This is a genomic window from Aeromonas rivuli (assembly GCF_000820045.1).
Lineage (GTDB): Bacteria > Pseudomonadota > Gammaproteobacteria > Enterobacterales > Aeromonadaceae > Aeromonas > Aeromonas rivuli.
The window spans coordinates 23,937-39,570 of the sequence record NZ_CDBJ01000043.1; the positions used below are offsets into that span (position 1 = coordinate 23,937).

A 15,634-nucleotide genomic window follows, 5' to 3' on the forward strand; every position below is an offset into this window, starting at 1 on the left:
GGATCAGGGCAATTCAGCTACGTGCGGGCTTGGTGCTGCACTGCTTGCCTGGATAGCCGGGCAGCGCATCGGCGCCGCGACTGCAGGCAAGCCGCTTGGCCTGCTGCAAGCTGGCCGCCAGGTTGGCTTGATTGATGGGCTGCCACTGCATCTGCTGACCCAGCCAGCTCGCCCAGGCGAACTCGACGAAATAGACCCGCTTCTCCTTCTGGAAATAGCCGGCATCCTGCAGCAGACCCGCCAGGGTACGGTAGGGGTAGTCAGGCAGTGAACCTATGCGGGTCGGCAACTGTTGGGGAGTAATGGGTTGCCCCTGCTCATTCTTGAGCCAGGCCCAGTGATTGTTCTGCATCTGACTCCAGAAGGAGTCCTTGTCTTGCAGGCGGGCAATGACCTTGACCCTCGCCTCCTTGACCCCCGACTGCCACAGCGCCGTGGTGAGGTGATGCCTGTCCACCAGCCAATAGCCACCATCCGGGGCAATGACGATGGGGATCTCCTTCTTCTTCATCAACTTGTCGAGCTGTGTGGCTGACTTGCCCACCAGCTCGCGCTCAGTCTCATCCACCTGCAGCTGGCCGACGCCCGCCTGGGTCGGATGCAGCTTGGCTATGCTCACCTGGCACCAGCTTCCCACCGGGCTGCTCGGCTGACAGCTATCCAGTGCCCAGGCGCCCTGGCTCAACAACCCCGCTAATAACCACCCTAGTCTCATCCTCTTCCCCCACCCCATACTGTTCACCCCCGAAAAGGGTCCATAAGAGCCTTGGTGACCGCTAGCGGTCTGACCAGCATTGGGGATATCATGTTTCCCCAACAACAGGCGAGCATTTATCGCCGACTTTTCTCCTCGCCTCACATTTAAGGATCCGACCATGACGCTATGGCGCCCCTTGCTGTTACTGCTGACCATGGGCACAGCCCAGGCCGCCGATGTGCCATCCGCAGCCAAGCTCGCCGCCGAGCAGAGGGTGGTACGCCACCTCAAGGATGAGCCCAGCAGCCTGAGCCCCCTCAAGCTGGTCGGCTTGCCAGAGTTGCAGGTGGTACGGGACTTGTTCGAGGGACTGCTGACCCAAGGGGCCGATGGCAGCGTCCAGCCAGGGGTGGCCCGGCACTGGCGCAGCGATGATAACCAGCACTTCCTGTTCGAGCTGCGCAAGGATGCCGCCTGGTCAAACGGGGACCCGGTCACCGCCAGCGATTTTGTCTACAGCTGGCGCCGGCTGGTCAGCCCCAAAGAGGCCGCCACCTTCGCCTGGTTCGCCCAGCTGGCCCATTTCGAGAATGTGGACAAGATAGTGGCCGGTGAACTGAGCCCCGACCAGCTCGGGGTCGAGGCCGTCGGTGACCACACACTCAAGGTGACCCTGTCTCAGCCGGTGCCCTACTTCCTCAATCTGTTGACCCACCCCAGCCTCTCGCCCTTGCATGAGGCCAGCATAGTGCGCGAGGGCAGTGCTTGGACCCAGCCCGGCAAGCTGGTCGGCAATGGCGCCTTCATACTGGCCGATCGTGTGGTCAACGAGCGGCTCGATCTGCGGCCCAATCCCCACTACTGGGACAGGGCCCACACAGTGCTGACCAAGGTGACCTTCCTGCCCATCAATCAGGAGAGCGCGGCGACCCAGCGCTATCTGGCCGGGGATATCGACATCACCGAATCCTTCCCCAAGGAGCAGTACGCCCGATTGATCAAGCAGATCCCGGCCGAGGTATACACGCCGGAGCAGCTCGGCACCTACTACTACGCCTTCAATACCCGCCAGGCGCCCCTCGATGACGTGCGGGTCCGCAAGGCGCTCTCCTATGCCATCGACAGGCAGCTCATCGCCAGCAAGGTGCTGGGTACTGGGGAGAAACCGGCCTACCACTTCACCCCGGATGTGACTGCCCACTTCACCCCCAAGCCAAATACGCTCTCGACCCTGAGCCAGCCTGAACTCGACGCCGAGGCCAAACGGCTGCTGGCCGAGGCGGGTTATGGCCCGGCCCATCCTCTGGAGCTGACTCTGCTCTACAATACCGCCGAACTGCACAAGAAGCTGGCCCTGGCCATCGCCAGCATGTGGAAGCAGAAACTCGGCGCCAAGGTGCAACTCACCAATCAAGAGTGGAAGAGCTATCTCGACAGTCGCCAGCATGGCCAGTTCCAGGTGATCCGCTCCTCCTGGGTCGCCGACTACAACGACCCTTCCGCCTTCCTCGAACTGTGGCGCAGCAGCAACAGCGGCAACATGGCCCGCTTCGCCAGCCCCGACTACGATGCCCTGCTCGATCAGGCATCGCGCAATACGGTCCAGGCCAGCCGCAGCCAGCTGTTCGACCAGGCCGAGGCCCTGTTGCAGGAGCAGGCCCCCATCGCCCCCATCTACCAGTACACCAATGCCAGACTGATCAAACCCTGGCTCAAGGGGTACCCCATCAACAACCCGGAAGATGTGGCCTACAGTCGCCAGCTCTACCTGCTTGCCCACTAAGCCGCCCCACCCGGTGGCCGCCACAGCGTGGCCACCGGGTGGGACAGACCCAGGTGCCAGGTCTCGTCATCTTTGTCCTGTACCCGGGCAACATTACCCCATAAAATAAGTACTAATCAGCCACTTAGTGATAGTTTACTCAGCCAACATGCCACCCATCCTCCTGCTTTTATCCCTGTTCAGCCCCTTGGCGCTGGCTGTCACCCATGCCGCCCCCCAAGAGAATAAAGAAGACGCGTGCCGTCAGGCCTTCCAGCACTGGATGCTGAATCAACAGCAAGTGTTCAGCGATCGCAAGGCGAGCAAGCAAGATCGCCGCCAGGCGGAGCGCGCCATCGACTTGGTCCGCGCCGAATATGAGAAGGGGGAGAGTTTCTGTCAGAGCATGGCCCTGGCCAAACAGAGCAATGGCGCCGACCCCCGCTTCAAACCCAGACGCGGCGAGATCCATGACTTCATCCCCGATCAGGGCTGAGCCCATTTAACCGCCGACCTGCCTCCTCCCCACACAGCACTGATCGCAGCGCGCCCGCCTGGGTTGGCGGCAATAAAAAACCCCGCTCAAGGCGGGGTTTGTCTGCGTGCTGGCACTCAATCGAAGAAGTGATCCCGGTGCAAGCCAAAGACCAGGGCGGCGCCGAGCAGGTAGAGGGCACTCAACTTGATGCCGAGAATAGCCATCATGCCGACACAGAGGCGTACCAGCCCCTTGTGCAGCCAGGATCCGGTGAAGCGAGGGCCATTCATCTTCACAGCACCCCTTCGGCGCGATATTCCGGTACCTTGGCCATGGCATCCAGCACCACCTGAATACCCGCTCCCGGCTTGCAGGCGTTCTCGCTCAGATGGCGGCGCCAGGCCCGGGCACCCGGCATGTTCTGGAACAGCCCCAGCATGTGGCGGGTCACATGGGAGAGATAGTTGCCCTTGGCCAGCTCCTGCTCTATGTAGGGGAGCATCATGTGCACCACTTCATGGCGGGAGGGCACGGAGCCTGTCTGGCCAAACAGCTGGCGGTCTACGTCGGCCAGGATGTAGGGATTCTGGTAAGCCTCGCGACCCATCATGACCCCGTCCACCTGCTGCAGATGATCGAGGGTCTGCTCGAGGGCGTTGACCCCCCCGTTGAGGGCGATGGTCAGCGCGGGGTAGTCTCGTTTGACCCGATAGACCCGCTCATAGTCCAGAGGCGGGATCTCCCGGTTCTCTCGCGGGCTCAGACCGCTCAACCAGGCCTTGCGGGCATGGACGATGAAGGTGTCGCAACCGGCATCCCGCACCTGTTCGATGAAGGCCTGTAAAAACTCGTAAGAGTCCTGATCGTCGATGCCGATCCGGGTCTTCACCGTCACCGGAATATCCACCACGTCGCGCATCGCCTTGACGCAGTCGGCCACCAGTGCCGGTTCCCCCATCAGGCAGGCCCCGAAGCGGCCGTTCTGCACCCGATCCGAGGGGCAACCCACGTTCAGGTTGATCTCGTCATAGCCACGCTGCTGGGCGAGTTTGGCGCAGTGAGCCAAGTCTATCGGGTTGCTGCCTCCCAGCTGCAGGGAGAGCGGATGCTCCTGCTCGCTGTACCCCAGATAGTCACCCTTGCCATGAATGATGGCGCCCGTGGTCACCATCTCGGTGTAGAGCAGGGTCTGACTGCTCATCAGGCGATGAAAATAACGGCAGTGCCGGTCGGTCCAGTCCAGCATGGGGGCAATCGAGAATGTCTGGCGGTGGCCAGGCTTGCCAGATATGGCCTCAGCGCCTGATTTCACGAGGTTTTCACTGATTTGTTGCTGCGTCATTTGCGGGTGTTTCCAGACATTTGTTGATTGAACCTGCCCCCTATCTGCCCCCACCATGTCATGGGGCAGCTGTACTCCACGAAGTATCTATGGCCGGCGACACAATAGAAAACCTCAGACCAGCAAAGGCGAATGACGCTATCGCGGTACCGTCAGGGAACATAAGGGCGAAGCGGCAGTATACCGGGAATCCCAGACCTTTGGCAGACAGTCCGACGCCAAGAGCCGGAGAATGCAGATAGCAGCGTCGGCACCGTCTTTGGCTCGCTGTGTGGCGTCCTTATCCAGAGCTTGCTCCAGACCTGCATCCACGTCGACGACACACTCAGCGCCTGGTGGATCAAGATCATCATCGGGGTATTGTTGTTCAGCTTCATCGGCTTGCAACCCATGTTGATGCTGTTTTCGGCACACAGGAAAGCCAACAAACCGAGTCCGCTCACCCGAAAAGCCCGGCCGCCGGGGTCAGTGACGGATATCCCTGATGGCCTGCGCCAGTTGGCCCTGTCGCAGACCAGTCGAAGTGACGCTGACCTCGCCATCCTCAGGACGTGGCACTCATCACAAAATCAATTTTGACGCCACGCGCGAAGAGGCCCTATGTTAGTATCCGCAGACGATACAGGGCATTAGCGTGATCATGAATCAAGACCAACTCCTACAAGCCGCCGAGCGTCTCTGCCAACAACGAGGCATCCGCTTTACTCCGACCCGACGCCAGGTATTTCGCCTGCTGGCCGCCCATGGCAATGCCATCAGCGCCTATGACCTGCTGGCCCAGTTGCAGAAGACCGAGGCCAATGCCAAGCCGCCGACCGTCTACCGAGCCCTCGATTTCCTGCTCGATCAGGGCTTCGCCCACAAGGTTGAGTCCCTCAATGCGTTCATCTTCTGCTGCCATTTCGACCATGCCCACCCCATGCAGTTGCTGATCTGCGATCGCTGCGGCGATGTGGTCGAATTGCATGATGATGCCATCGACCATGCATTCTCCGAGCAGGCCCGCCAGCATGGCTTTACTATTACCAATAAGACCATCGAGGCTCACGGACAGTGCGTCCGCTGTGTGCCTCCTGTAGGAAGTCAACATGAAGGCTGATTTTGTCAATCCGTTCCTGCTCTCCCTGCTTAATGTGCTCTCCACCATGGCTCAACTAGAACTGACCCCCGGCAAGCCCAAGCGCAAACTCGACGAGCTGGCCCGCGGTGATGTCTCCGGCCTCATTGGCATGGTCGGCCCCCAGACAAGGGGCTCGCTCTCCATCAGCTTCGAGAAGGGACTGGCACTGGAGATCATGCGCCGCATGCTGGGGGAAGCCCCGACCCATATCAACGAAGAGGTCACCGACATGGTCGGCGAGATCACCAACATGGTCACTGGTGGCGCCAAGCGGATGCTGGGCGAAAAAGGCTATGAGTTCGACATGGCCACCCCGGTGATCGTTTCAGGCCCGAATCACACCATCACCCACAAGGCGGATGGCAGCAAGATCATGATGCCGTTCGAATCTGAGTATGGCCGGGCCACCATCGAAATCTGCTTCGAGTAACGACCATGTGGACACTGTTGAAGTGGTTTTTTATCGGTTGGGTTCTGCTGCTGATCCTCTCGGATATCGAACTCAGCACCTCCATCTATCGCTATCAGGATAACAAGGTGGACATCGCCTTCCCCCGCTGGGAGAGCAAGCACCCCTGGGCCACCTTCTCCTGGCACGCCGGCGAGACGCGGTTCCACTGGTATGGGTTGGATGGCAAACCGCTGCCCGCAGATAGCCTCTAGTCTCCCTGGCCAGCAGGTCAGTCCTAGCAAACATGCATCACAGCAAAGGCCAGCATCGCGCTGGCCTTTTTCATGGTGCGCGGCGGTGAAGTGCCTGTGCTCCCAAACTGGATGCTCAGCCCTCTAACCGGTATCTCCCGATGACATCGCCTGGTGCGCACGTCGAGGCGTCTCCATGAAATGCAAGCCAGGGATCAGGGCTGCGGCAGACTCAAAACGGTGATACCGCGAAAAGCAAAAAGGCCAGCAGCAGCTGGCCTTTTTCAATGGTCACATCCGGGCAATCAAGCCGCGTCTGCCACCAGCTTCTCATTGCCACGCACCATGACACCCAGACCGCAGGCAACCAGGGTTGGCAGCAACCAGGCCAGACCCTTGTCAAACAGCGGCAGGAAGGCGAAGGCATCCATCTTCATGCCGGCGGCGCCCAGGCCATCCAGGCAACCGAACACGAAGGCCACGGTCAGCACCAGACGGAATGTCAGGCGGGGGCGACCGAAGTAACCCTTCAGGAAAGTCACCAGTACCAGGGCAACGGCGACCGGGTAGATAGCCACCAGCACAGGGATGGAGAGGCTGATCAGCTGAGCCAGACCCACGTTGGCCACCAGGGCACAGGCAGCTCCCAGAATGACCACCAGCTTGCGGTAGCTCATGCCGGTGAGGTTGTGGAAGAAGTCGGCACAGGCAGAGATCAGGCCCACCGCGGTGGTGAAGCAAGCCAGGGTGATGATGCCAGCCAGAATGTACTGACCCGGCTGACCAAACAGGCTCAGCACATAGGCGCTGACGATGGCGCCACCGTTGCTGGCATCTGTGGCGATACCGCCTGCCGTATTACCCAGCTGGAACAAGGAGATATAGACCACGGACAGACCGACGGCAGAGATGACACCGGCGATGGCCAGGTACTTGAACTGGCTCTGGTAGTCATGGATGCCCTTCTTGCGCAAGATGTCGACGATCAGGGCGCCGAACATCAGGGAGGCCAGGGTATCCATGGTGTTGTAACCCTCCAGGATCCCCTTGACGAAGGCATCATGCTGGTAATCGGCAACGGCGCTCGGCATGCTGCCCTGGGGCGCCACGAATACCCCGACCGCCAGAACGATCAGCAACAGCATCAGCACCGGGGTCAGGAACTTGCCGATGGCATCCATCAGTCGGCCCTGATTGAGGGAGACCAGGATGGCAACACCGAAGAAGGCGATGGTATAGGCCATCAATCCTTGCGCGCCCATCTCACCCAGGAAAGGCTTGAGACCCATCTCGTAGGCAACCAGACCGGTGCGGGGAGCGGCGAAGGCCGGGCCAATGATGATGTAGATGGCAACCGCCAGTGCGGTGGCAATGCCCGCTGGCAGCAGCTTGGTCATGCCGGCCCAACCGTTGCCAGCCTTGGCAACGGCCAGGATGGTGATCAGCGGCAGGCCAACGGCGGTGACCAGGAAGCCGAACATGGCCAGGGTCATGTTCTCGCCAGCGAGGAAGCCCGCCAGGGGCGGGAATATGATGTTACCGGCGCCCAGATAGAAGGCGAAGGTCATAAAGCCTAATCCGAGTACATCGGACAATGTCAGTGATTTCGTCAAGTTCAACCTCGTCTGTCTTGTAAACTATTGCTTGTTATAGTTTTTTATTGGTCATTGCCTGGGTTGTTCCTGGGCAAAAAAAAGGAGCCCCGCTTGTTTTTTCAGCATGACCAGTGGTTTTAGCTGGTCTGGCGCGGGTGCTCATTTAAGTGTCAGCATAATGATGTGAAAAAATAGTTCAAGACGAAATTTACATCTTCAAATAGAAGGGGGCGGTCAGTTGGATATATCTGTTGGAATAGCCGCCATCAGCAGAATGGATCACAATCTCACCCCGCTCACACCTGTTTAATTCTCTGCTTAGTTGCAGTAAAACACGATTTGCCTCTTTTCCCTCCCTGGTGATAACAGCTACATAACAAAGTTCATGCAGATCATAGTTCGGCAAAAAGGATATTATTTCATCAGCAAACGCCGTCGGCAGCACCATGGCGACTCGTCCCCGGGGTGACAGCAAACGGGAGCAGGCATCAAGCAGGTCCCGACTATCGAGTGCTCCTCTGTGCCTCGCCTGGGCCCTGGCGGGATCCACAAAAGGCTGACCCGCGCCAAAATAGGGGGGATTGGAGACGATGAGGTCATAGGGCTCTGCCTCATGCTGCTGTATGGCGCCCCCTTGCATCTGCACCCGGGCGGACCAGGGCGAAGCCAGCACATTCTCCCGTGCCTGAATGACCGCCTCCTTGTCGAGCTCCACCCCGGTTATCTCGCAATCAGGGTCACTGCGCTGGGCCAACATCAGGGCGATGAGGCCGCTACCGCTGCCGATATCCAGTGCCCGTTTCACCCCATCGAGGGGCGCCCAGGCACCGAGCAAAATGCCATCCGTACCCACCTTCATGGCGCAGCGGTCATGGTCGATATGAAACTGTTTGAAGGTAAAACCGCGGCTTCGGCCCATATGGCCCCCCACTCTGGGTAAAAAGGGTCGGCGATTATAGCCAGTTCCCGTCGCCAGCCATAGGAGACGACGACATAATCGCCTATAATCTGCCGTTTCCTTAATGACCGAGCATTGCCATGAGCCAATCCTTTGATGATTTCGACCTGAGTCCCGCCCTCAACCGGGCCCTGGCCGAGATGGGGTTTACCCGCCCAACCACCATTCAGCAGATGGTGCTGGAACCCGCACTGGAGGGTCGTGACATCCTGGCCTCGGCACCGACTGGCACCGGCAAAACGGCCGCCTTCCTGTTGCCTGCCCTGCAGCATCTGCTCGACTTCCCGCGCCGCAAGCCGGGCCCCTGCCGCATGCTTATCCTGACCCCGACCCGCGAGCTGGCGTTGCAGATCACCGCTCACGCCAAGGCCCTGGCCGTGCACACTCACATCAGTGTCGAGACCATCATCGGTGGCGTCAGTCATGACGAGCAGCTGCCTGCCCTGACCAAGACCACCGACATCGTGGTCGCCACCCCGGGACGCCTGCTCGAATATATTGAGCGGGAAGAGTTCGAGGGGCACGACATCGAGATACTGGTGCTCGATGAAGCGGATCGCATGCTGGACATGGGCTTCATCAAGGATGTGAACCGCATCGTCGAAGAGGCCCGCTATCGCAAACACAGCATGCTCTTCTCCGCCACCCTGGAAGGGGCCGGCCTCACCAAGTTTGCCAACGAGATCCTCAAGGATCCGGTCGAGCTGCATGCCGAGCCGCCGCGCAGCGAGCGCCGTCCCATCACCCAGTGGGTGCATCTGGCCGATGACGCCAACCACAAGCTGGCGCTGCTGATCCACATTCTGAAAGATCCCGAAACCCAGAAGGCCATCGTCTTCGTGCGCACCCGCGAGCGCCTGGCCGAACTCTCCGGCCAGTTGCAAGCGGCTGGCATCTCCTGTGCCTGGATCCGTGGTGAGATGGAGCAGAGCAAGCGCATCGAGTCGATCCGCAAGTTCCACGCGGGGGAAGTCCCCTTCCTCATCGCCACCGACGTCGCCGCCCGCGGCATCGACTTGCCCAACGTCAGCCATGTCATCAACTACGACATGCCCTACGGCACCGACGTCTATGTTCACCGCATCGGCCGTACCGGCCGCGCTGGCAACCGTGGTTGCGCCATCAGCCTGGTGGAAGCCCATGACATGGCCATCGTCGCCAAGATTGAACGCTACACCGAGGAGCGCCTCAAGCGCCGGGTGATCGACGAACTGCGTCCCAAACACAAAGAAGCCCGGGTACCGGTGAAGAAGAAAAAACCCAAGGATGCCAAGAAGAAGTCGGCGAAGAAGAAAAAGAAGTAACCAGACGCCCGCTCACAACGGCCATCTTCGGATGGCCGTTTGTTTTTCTGTGCCCCAAGGATAGGAGTCTTGCCGGGTGCAGTGTCAGGAACATGCTGCAATGGGTGGCGAACAGGCAGAAAAAAGCCGACGCATAAACGTCGGCCAATAAAAAGTGCTTACAACAGAGGATTCACATATTCAGACCCGGGGTCTGGTGATTGGTTCCCCCTTAATTCAATTAATTTTCCGAACGTTTAAACATCAGGGTGCGTTCGTCCGACTCCTCCGCCACGAAGCGGTAACCATTGCTGTCAAAACCGGTCAGCTGTTCGACCCGGGTCAGACGGTGCTTGATGATGTAGCGGGCCATCATGCCCCGTGCCTTCTTGGCATAGAAACTGATGATCTTGAACTGGCCATTCTTCTCATCCTTGAAGACGGGAGTCACTATCTGGCCGCTGAGCACCTTGGGACGCACCGACTTGAAATACTCATCAGACGCCAAGTTGATGAGCACCCCATCCCCCTGCGCCGCCAGCGCACCATTGAGCTGCCTGGTAATGATGTCGCCCCAAAACTGGTAGAGATCTTTGCCGCGCTCGTTGTCGAGCCGTATCCCCATCTCGAGGCGGTACGCCATCATCAGATCCAGAGGACGCAGCACGCCGTACAGGCCGGACAGCATGCGCAAATGCGCCTGCGCAAACGTGAAATCCCCCTCCTCGAAATCCTCCGCGGCCAGCCCGGTATAGACATCCCCCTTGAACGCCAGAATCGCCTGGCGGGCATTGGCCGGCGTGAAGTCCGGCTGCCACTCGGCAAAGCGAGCGGCATTGAGGCCGGAGAGCTTGTCGCTGATCTTCATCAGGCTGGCTATCTGAGCCGGGCTCAACTGCCGGGCCCGCTCGATCAGATGGGCGGAGTGATCCAGCAATTCGGGTTGGGTGAAGCGGGAGGTCGCCAGCGGCGACTCGAAATCCAGCGTCTTGGCCGGGGAAACCACAATCAGCATAACGATCCTATCTCAAGGGAGGGGCCCCAGGCCCCTAATCATCTACGGTTACGCCCTCCAGCGTACCAGAATCCAGAGGATCCTTGCCCGATAACTTGATCTGCAGGCGCAAGTCATTGGCGGAATCCGCGTGGGCCAACGCCTCGGCGAGGCCGATGCGGCCTGCCATGAATAGCTGGAAGAGCCCCTGATCGAAGGTCTGCATGCCCAGCTCGGTCGATTTGGTCATCACCTCCTTGAGGCGATGCACTTCTCCCTTGCGGATGATGTCGGTGATGATGGGGGTATTGAGCATCACCTCGAACACAGGGCAGCGCCGCTGGCCATCGAGGGCAGGCAACAGCTGTTGGGCAATGATGCCTCTCAGGTTGAAGGAGAGATCGAACAGCAGTTGACGATGCTTATCGGGCGGCACCAGATGCAGGATGCGATCTATGGCCTGATTGGCATTGTTGGCATGCAGGGTCGCGAGGCAGAGGTGACCCGTCTCGGCAAATTGCAGTGCGAACTCCATGGTCTCCTGACTGCGGATCTCGCCGATGAGAATGACGTCCGGTGCCTGGCGCAAGGAACTCTTGAGGGCGGCATCGAAAGAGGCCGTATCAATGCCCACCTCCCGCTGGGTGATGAGGCTGCGGCCATGCTGGTGCACGAATTCCACCGGATCCTCCACCGTCAGGATATGCCCATCGCTGTGCTGGTTGCGATAACCAATCATGGCCGCCTGGGTAGTGGTTTTCCCGGTTCCCGTCGCCCCGACAAACAACACCAGCCCCCGCTTGGCCATGCCGATCTCTTTCAGGATATCGGGCAAGCCCAGCTCCTCAAACGTCGGGATCCGGGTCTCGATACGGCGCAGCACCATGCCCGGCAGGGCCTGCTGCCAGAAGGCGCTGACCCGAAATCGCCCCAGTTCAGGTCGGTGAATAGCGTAGTTTGCCTCCTGGGTCGCCATGAAATGCGCGAGATGATCCGGACTCATGGTCTCCCGGATCAAGGCAAGCACCTGCTCCTCATCGAGCATCACCTCTTCGAGGGGGTGCAGGTGACCGTCTACCTTGACCATGGGGCGACTGCCCACTGTGATGAACAAATCCGAGCCTTGTCGCTCGACCAGCTGTACCAACAACATCTCGAGTTTCATAAGCGCTCCTAGATAGAATTGGGATCCACCGCCTTGGCCCTGGCATCCAGGGAGGCCACTGTCCCGCGCCCCACCAGCTGCTTGAGGCTCTGATCCATGGTCTGCATGCCGTGCACCATCCCTGTCTGGATAACGGAGTAGAGCTGGGCCACCTTGTCTTCACGGATAAGGTTACGCACCGCCGGTATCCCCAGCATGATTTCGTGGGCAGCGACCCGTCCGCCCCCAATGCGCTTGAGCAGCGTCTGGGAGATAACGGCTCGCAGTGACTCGGACAGCATGGATCGCACCATGTCTTTCTCCGCACCGGGGAAGACATCGATGATGCGGTCTATGGTTTTGGCCGCCGAGGAGGTGTGCAGGGTGCCGAATACCAGATGACCGGTCTCGGCCGCCGTCATGGCGAGGCGTATAGTTTCCAGATCGCGCATCTCCCCCACCAGTATGATGTCCGGATCCTCCCGCAGCGCTGAGCGCAGGGCATTGGAAAAACTCTTGGTGTCCCTGTGCACCTCACGCTGGTTGACCAGGCAGCGCTTGTTTTCGTGCACGAATTCGATGGGATCCTCGATGGTGAGGATATGGTGATGGAAGTTCTCGTTGATGTAATTGACCATGGCCGCCAGGGTGGTGGACTTGCCCGAGCCGGTTGGCCCGGTCACCAGCACCAGACCCCGTGGATATTCGGCAATCTTCTGGAAAATATCGGGGGCATCGAGCTCTTCCAGACTCAACACCGTGCTGGGGATGGTGCGGAACACGGCGCCAGCGCCGCGGGATTGCTGGAAGGCGTTGACCCGGAATCGTGCCATGTTGGGCACCTCAAACGAGAAATCGACCTCAAAATGCTCTTCCAGTTCCTTGCGCTGATGGTCGTTCATGATGTCATAGATAAGGGCGTGCACTTCCCGCTGATCCAGGGCTGGCAAATTGATCTTGCGCACCTCGCCATCAACCCTGATCATCGGTGGCACACCGGCCGAGAGGTGTAGGTCCGAGGCATTATGTTTTACACTAAAGGCCAATAACTCTGTGATATCCATAGACTTGTCATTCTCCCATCACAAGATCGTTAACGAAATATGAGCCAGATTTTCCAACAGCTTATTCAGGTCAGGAAACGCATTCAGCTGGCCGCCGACGCGGCCGGACGGCACCCTGACCAGATCCGCCTGCTCGCGGTCAGCAAGACCAAACCCCTCGCGGCCATCCAGGATGCCTATGGTGCCGGACAGCGCTGTTTCGGTGAATCCTATGCCCAGGAAGCTTGCAGCAAGATAGACTCACTGCGCGACCAGGCGGGCTATGCCGATATAGAATGGCACTTTATCGGCCCCTTGCAGTCAAACAAGTCCAAGCAGGTGGCAGAGCGATTCGATTGGGTGCAAAGCGTCGATCGAGACAAGCTGATCGAGCGGCTCTCTCGGCAGAGACCGGCGCAGCTTGCGCCGCTAAATATCTGTCTGCAAATCAATATTAGCGGAGAGAGCAGCAAATCCGGTACTTCGGAACAAGAGATTTTCCGGCTGGCCCAGTTGGTCAATCAATCCGAACGCCTGGTGTTGCGCGGTCTGATGGCCATACCGCAGCACACTCAGGATCACGCCGTCTTGGCACAACAGATGCTGCGCATGCAGGCTCTGTTCACCCGGCTTGCGCAACAATATCCCACGGTCGATACCCTCTCGATGGGCATGACAGAAGATCTGGCGCTCGCCATCTTGCACGGCAGCACCATGGTCCGGGTCGGCACCGCCATCTTCGGTGCCCGTGATTACCCCTGACAGGCGCCCTGGAACATCATTCACCGGAGAGCCTGACGCCTGGTCACCTGAAAAATGGGGCTCATTGCTGCGTCAGGCCCACAGACATCATCAGCAGGAGAGCTTGATGCAACACAGAACCATCGCCTTCATCGGGGCGGGTAACATGAGCCGCAGCATCATAGCCGGCCTTCATCAATCGGGTTATCCGGCAGACAGGATCCTGGCCGCCAACCCCAGCCGTCCCAAGCTCGATGCGCTGGTCCAGCAATTTGGTATCGGCGTCAGCCAGGATAACGCCGAGGTCGCCAGAGTGAGCGACGTCATCGTACTGGCGGTCAAGCCGCAGCTGATGGCTGCCATGCTGGCGAGCCTGGTCAGCGAATTGGGCTCATTGGAGGGCAAGCTGCTCATCTCCATTGCCGCCGGCATCAAGGTCGATCGCCTCTGCGAGATGGCTGGCGGTCATCACCGCATCATCCGCACCATGCCCAACACCCCCTCCCTGCTGGGCTTGGGCATGACAGGCCTCTATGCCCCTGCCGCCATAGCCTCCGAGGATCGCCACTTTGCCGAGCAGTTGATGCAATCGGTCGGCAAGACCCTCTGGGTCGAGCAAGAGTCCGGCATCAATGGCGTCATCGCCGCCGCTGGCAGTGCCCCTGCCTACTTCTTCCTGTTTATGCAGGCCATTGCCGAACAGGCCGAGGCCATGGGCTTTAGTCCGGAGCAGGCTCGTTTGCTGGTGCAGCAGACTGCCCTTGGCGCCGCCGCCATGGTAGAGCAAAATCCTCAGCTGTCGCTGCAAAGCCTGCGTGAACAGGTGACCAGCAAGGGCGGCACCACGGCCGAGGCCATTCGCACTTTCCAGGAGCAAGGCTTGCTGCCGCTCACCGCCAACGCCATGCAGGCTGCCGTGACCCGCGCCGCCGAGATGGAAACCCTCTTCTAAATCAGGAGTCCAGATGAACACTGCTTATTTTTTGATTAACACCGTCTTCGATCTCTACCTCATGGTGGTACTGCTGCGCGTCTGGTTGCAGTGGGCGCGGGCCGATTTCTACAACCCCATGAGCCAGATGGTGGTCAAGCTGACCAACCCGCTGGTGGTGCCCATGCGTCGCCTCATCCCGAGCCTGGGTAGCCTGGATCTCGCCTCGGTGGTGTTGGCTCTGCTGATAGCCTTCGCCAAGCTGGCCCTGCTCAAGGCCATGAACGTCATGGTCGCCGACTGGTTGACCCTCGGCCTGTTCGCCCTGCTGACCGTGTTGAAAAAAGCGGGCTCCATGATCTTCTGGATCCTGCTGATCCGCGCCATCCTGAGCTGGGTCAGCCAGGGTCGCAACCCCATCGAATACGTGATGCATCAGCTCACCGAACCCTTCCTCGCCCCCATTCGCCGCATCTTGCCGGCTCTCGGCGGTCTGGATCTCTCCGTCCTGGTCGCCTTTATCGGCTTGCAGGCCGTAAACTATCTGTTGGGGGATCTGTTTGGTCAGCTGTGGTGGATGATCTGATGCCTGCCGTCGCCTGGCAGAATGATGCACTGGTGCTGCACCTGGTCATTCAACCCAAGGCGAGCCGGGATCAGATAGTGGGCCTGCATGGTGAGGAGCTGAAGGTGGCCATTACGGCACCGCCAGTCGATGGACAGGCCAATGCCCATCTCATCAAGTTTCTGGCCAAGCAGTTCAGGGGCGCCAAGGGGCAGATACGGCTGCTGCGGGGCGAACTGGGTCGCCACAAGACGGTGGCGATCGACGCGCCCAGGCAGATCCCGGCCGAGATAGCCGCGCTGATCCCTGCGGCTCCACGCTAATTCGATGAGAAGGATG

The 15,634-nt window shown here is 59.5% G+C and carries 18 protein-coding genes; 10 read left to right on the forward strand and 8 right to left on the reverse strand.

The window, feature by feature from the left end:
• Window positions 1-13: 13 nt before the first annotated feature.
• The gene (locus tag BN1130_RS09010) at window positions 14-715 is read right to left on the reverse strand and encodes a ParB-like protein (RefSeq protein ID WP_042041585.1); all 702 of its coding nucleotides are present in this window, start codon (window positions 713-715) and stop codon (window positions 14-16) included.
• Between the two features lie 160 nt (window positions 716-875).
• Here BN1130_RS09010 and BN1130_RS09015 point away from each other — a divergent pair, with 160 nt between their 5' ends.
• Together BN1130_RS09015 and BN1130_RS09020 are read left to right on the forward strand one after the other, a co-directional pair.
• Window positions 876-2,480, forward strand: coding sequence for a peptide ABC transporter substrate-binding protein (locus BN1130_RS09015; protein ID WP_042041586.1), 1,605 nt, complete (start codon window positions 876-878; stop codon window positions 2,478-2,480).
• A 148-nt stretch (window positions 2,481-2,628) separates the two neighbouring features.
• Window positions 2,629-2,955: a hypothetical protein gene (locus tag BN1130_RS09020; RefSeq protein ID WP_042041587.1), complete on the forward strand. Its 327-nt coding sequence runs from the start codon at window positions 2,629-2,631 to the stop codon at window positions 2,953-2,955.
• Between the two features lie 116 nt (window positions 2,956-3,071).
• On the opposite strand, the gene BN1130_RS22635 is transcribed toward BN1130_RS09020, so the two are convergent.
• On the reverse strand, window positions 3,072-3,227 hold the full coding sequence (locus BN1130_RS22635) for a hypothetical protein (protein ID WP_198135254.1): 156 nt from the start codon (window positions 3,225-3,227) through the stop codon (window positions 3,072-3,074).
• Window positions 3,228-3,229: 2 nt separating this feature from the next.
• Window positions 3,230-4,279, reverse strand: coding sequence for a tRNA dihydrouridine(20/20a) synthase DusA (gene dusA / locus BN1130_RS09025; RefSeq protein WP_084218172.1), 1,050 nt, complete (start codon window positions 4,277-4,279; stop codon window positions 3,230-3,232).
• Window positions 4,280-4,919: 640 nt separating this feature from the next.
• Here dusA and zur point away from each other — a divergent pair.
• The 3 genes from zur to BN1130_RS09045 are packed head-to-tail and all read left to right on the forward strand — an operon-like array spanning window position 4,920 to window position 6,062.
• Entirely contained in the window at window positions 4,920-5,378 is a 459-nt protein-coding gene (zur, locus tag BN1130_RS09035) for a zinc uptake transcriptional repressor Zur (protein ID WP_042041928.1), read from the forward strand.
• On the forward strand, window positions 5,368-5,829 hold the full coding sequence (locus tag BN1130_RS09040; protein ID WP_042041590.1) for a chemotaxis protein CheX: 462 nt from the start codon (window positions 5,368-5,370) through the stop codon (window positions 5,827-5,829). Before zur ends, BN1130_RS09040 begins: the two co-directional genes overlap by 11 nt.
• 5 nt (window positions 5,830-5,834) lie before the next feature.
• Window positions 5,835-6,062, forward strand: a complete 228-nt coding sequence (locus tag BN1130_RS09045) for a hypothetical protein (protein ID WP_042041591.1) — start codon at window positions 5,835-5,837, stop codon at window positions 6,060-6,062.
• Between the two features lie 284 nt (window positions 6,063-6,346).
• Here the strand turns inward: BN1130_RS09045 and brnQ are convergent, their stop codons facing one another.
• The gene (brnQ, locus tag BN1130_RS09050; RefSeq protein ID WP_042041592.1) at window positions 6,347-7,609 is read right to left on the reverse strand and encodes a branched-chain amino acid transport system II carrier protein; all 1,263 of its coding nucleotides are present in this window, start codon (window positions 7,607-7,609) and stop codon (window positions 6,347-6,349) included.
• A 235-nt stretch (window positions 7,610-7,844) separates the two neighbouring features.
• The gene (locus BN1130_RS09055; RefSeq protein ID WP_042041593.1) at window positions 7,845-8,555 is read right to left on the reverse strand and encodes a tRNA1(Val) (adenine(37)-N6)-methyltransferase; all 711 of its coding nucleotides are present in this window, start codon (window positions 8,553-8,555) and stop codon (window positions 7,845-7,847) included.
• 119 nt (window positions 8,556-8,674) lie between these two features.
• On the opposite strand from BN1130_RS09055, the gene srmB reads away from it, so the two are divergent.
• A complete protein-coding gene (srmB, locus tag BN1130_RS09060; protein WP_042041595.1) occupies window positions 8,675-9,898 on the forward strand; it encodes an ATP-dependent RNA helicase SrmB in 1,224 nt (407 codons plus the stop codon).
• Window positions 9,899-10,118: 220 nt separating this feature from the next.
• On the opposite strand, the gene yaaA is transcribed toward srmB, so the two are convergent.
• From yaaA to tapT, 3 genes are read right to left on the reverse strand one after another with little or no spacing between them, the layout of a single operon-like run.
• A complete protein-coding gene (gene yaaA / locus BN1130_RS09065; protein WP_042041596.1) occupies window positions 10,119-10,892 on the reverse strand; it encodes a peroxide stress protein YaaA in 774 nt (257 codons plus the stop codon).
• Between the two features lie 34 nt (window positions 10,893-10,926).
• Window positions 10,927-12,036, reverse strand: a complete 1,110-nt coding sequence (locus BN1130_RS09070) for a PilT/PilU family type 4a pilus ATPase (protein ID WP_042041597.1) — start codon at window positions 12,034-12,036, stop codon at window positions 10,927-10,929.
• 8 nt (window positions 12,037-12,044) lie between these two features.
• The gene (tapT, locus tag BN1130_RS09075; protein WP_042041599.1) at window positions 12,045-13,079 is read right to left on the reverse strand and encodes a type IVa pilus ATPase TapT; all 1,035 of its coding nucleotides are present in this window, start codon (window positions 13,077-13,079) and stop codon (window positions 12,045-12,047) included.
• A gap of 39 nt (window positions 13,080-13,118) precedes the next feature.
• Here tapT and BN1130_RS09080 point away from each other — a divergent pair, with 39 nt between their 5' ends.
• The 4 genes from BN1130_RS09080 to yggU all read left to right on the forward strand — a co-directional run bounded on the left by BN1130_RS09080 (window position 13,119) and on the right by yggU (window position 15,618).
• Window positions 13,119-13,820 carry a YggS family pyridoxal phosphate-dependent enzyme gene (locus BN1130_RS09080; RefSeq protein WP_042041600.1) on the forward strand — a complete coding sequence of 234 codons (702 nt, stop codon included), beginning with the start codon at window positions 13,119-13,121 and terminating at the stop codon, window positions 13,818-13,820.
• Between the two features lie 106 nt (window positions 13,821-13,926).
• Window positions 13,927-14,751 (forward strand): pyrroline-5-carboxylate reductase, encoded by an 825-nt coding sequence (gene proC, locus BN1130_RS09085; RefSeq protein ID WP_042041601.1) that lies wholly within the window; start codon window positions 13,927-13,929, stop codon window positions 14,749-14,751.
• 13 nt (window positions 14,752-14,764) lie between these two features.
• Window positions 14,765-15,316, forward strand: a complete 552-nt coding sequence (locus tag BN1130_RS09090) for a YggT family protein (RefSeq protein WP_042041603.1) — start codon at window positions 14,765-14,767, stop codon at window positions 15,314-15,316.
• On the forward strand, window positions 15,316-15,618 hold the full coding sequence (gene yggU, locus BN1130_RS09095) for a DUF167 family protein YggU (protein WP_042041604.1): 303 nt from the start codon (window positions 15,316-15,318) through the stop codon (window positions 15,616-15,618). The genes BN1130_RS09090 and yggU overlap by 1 nt, the downstream gene beginning before the upstream one ends.
• Window positions 15,619-15,634 lie beyond the last annotated feature (16 nt).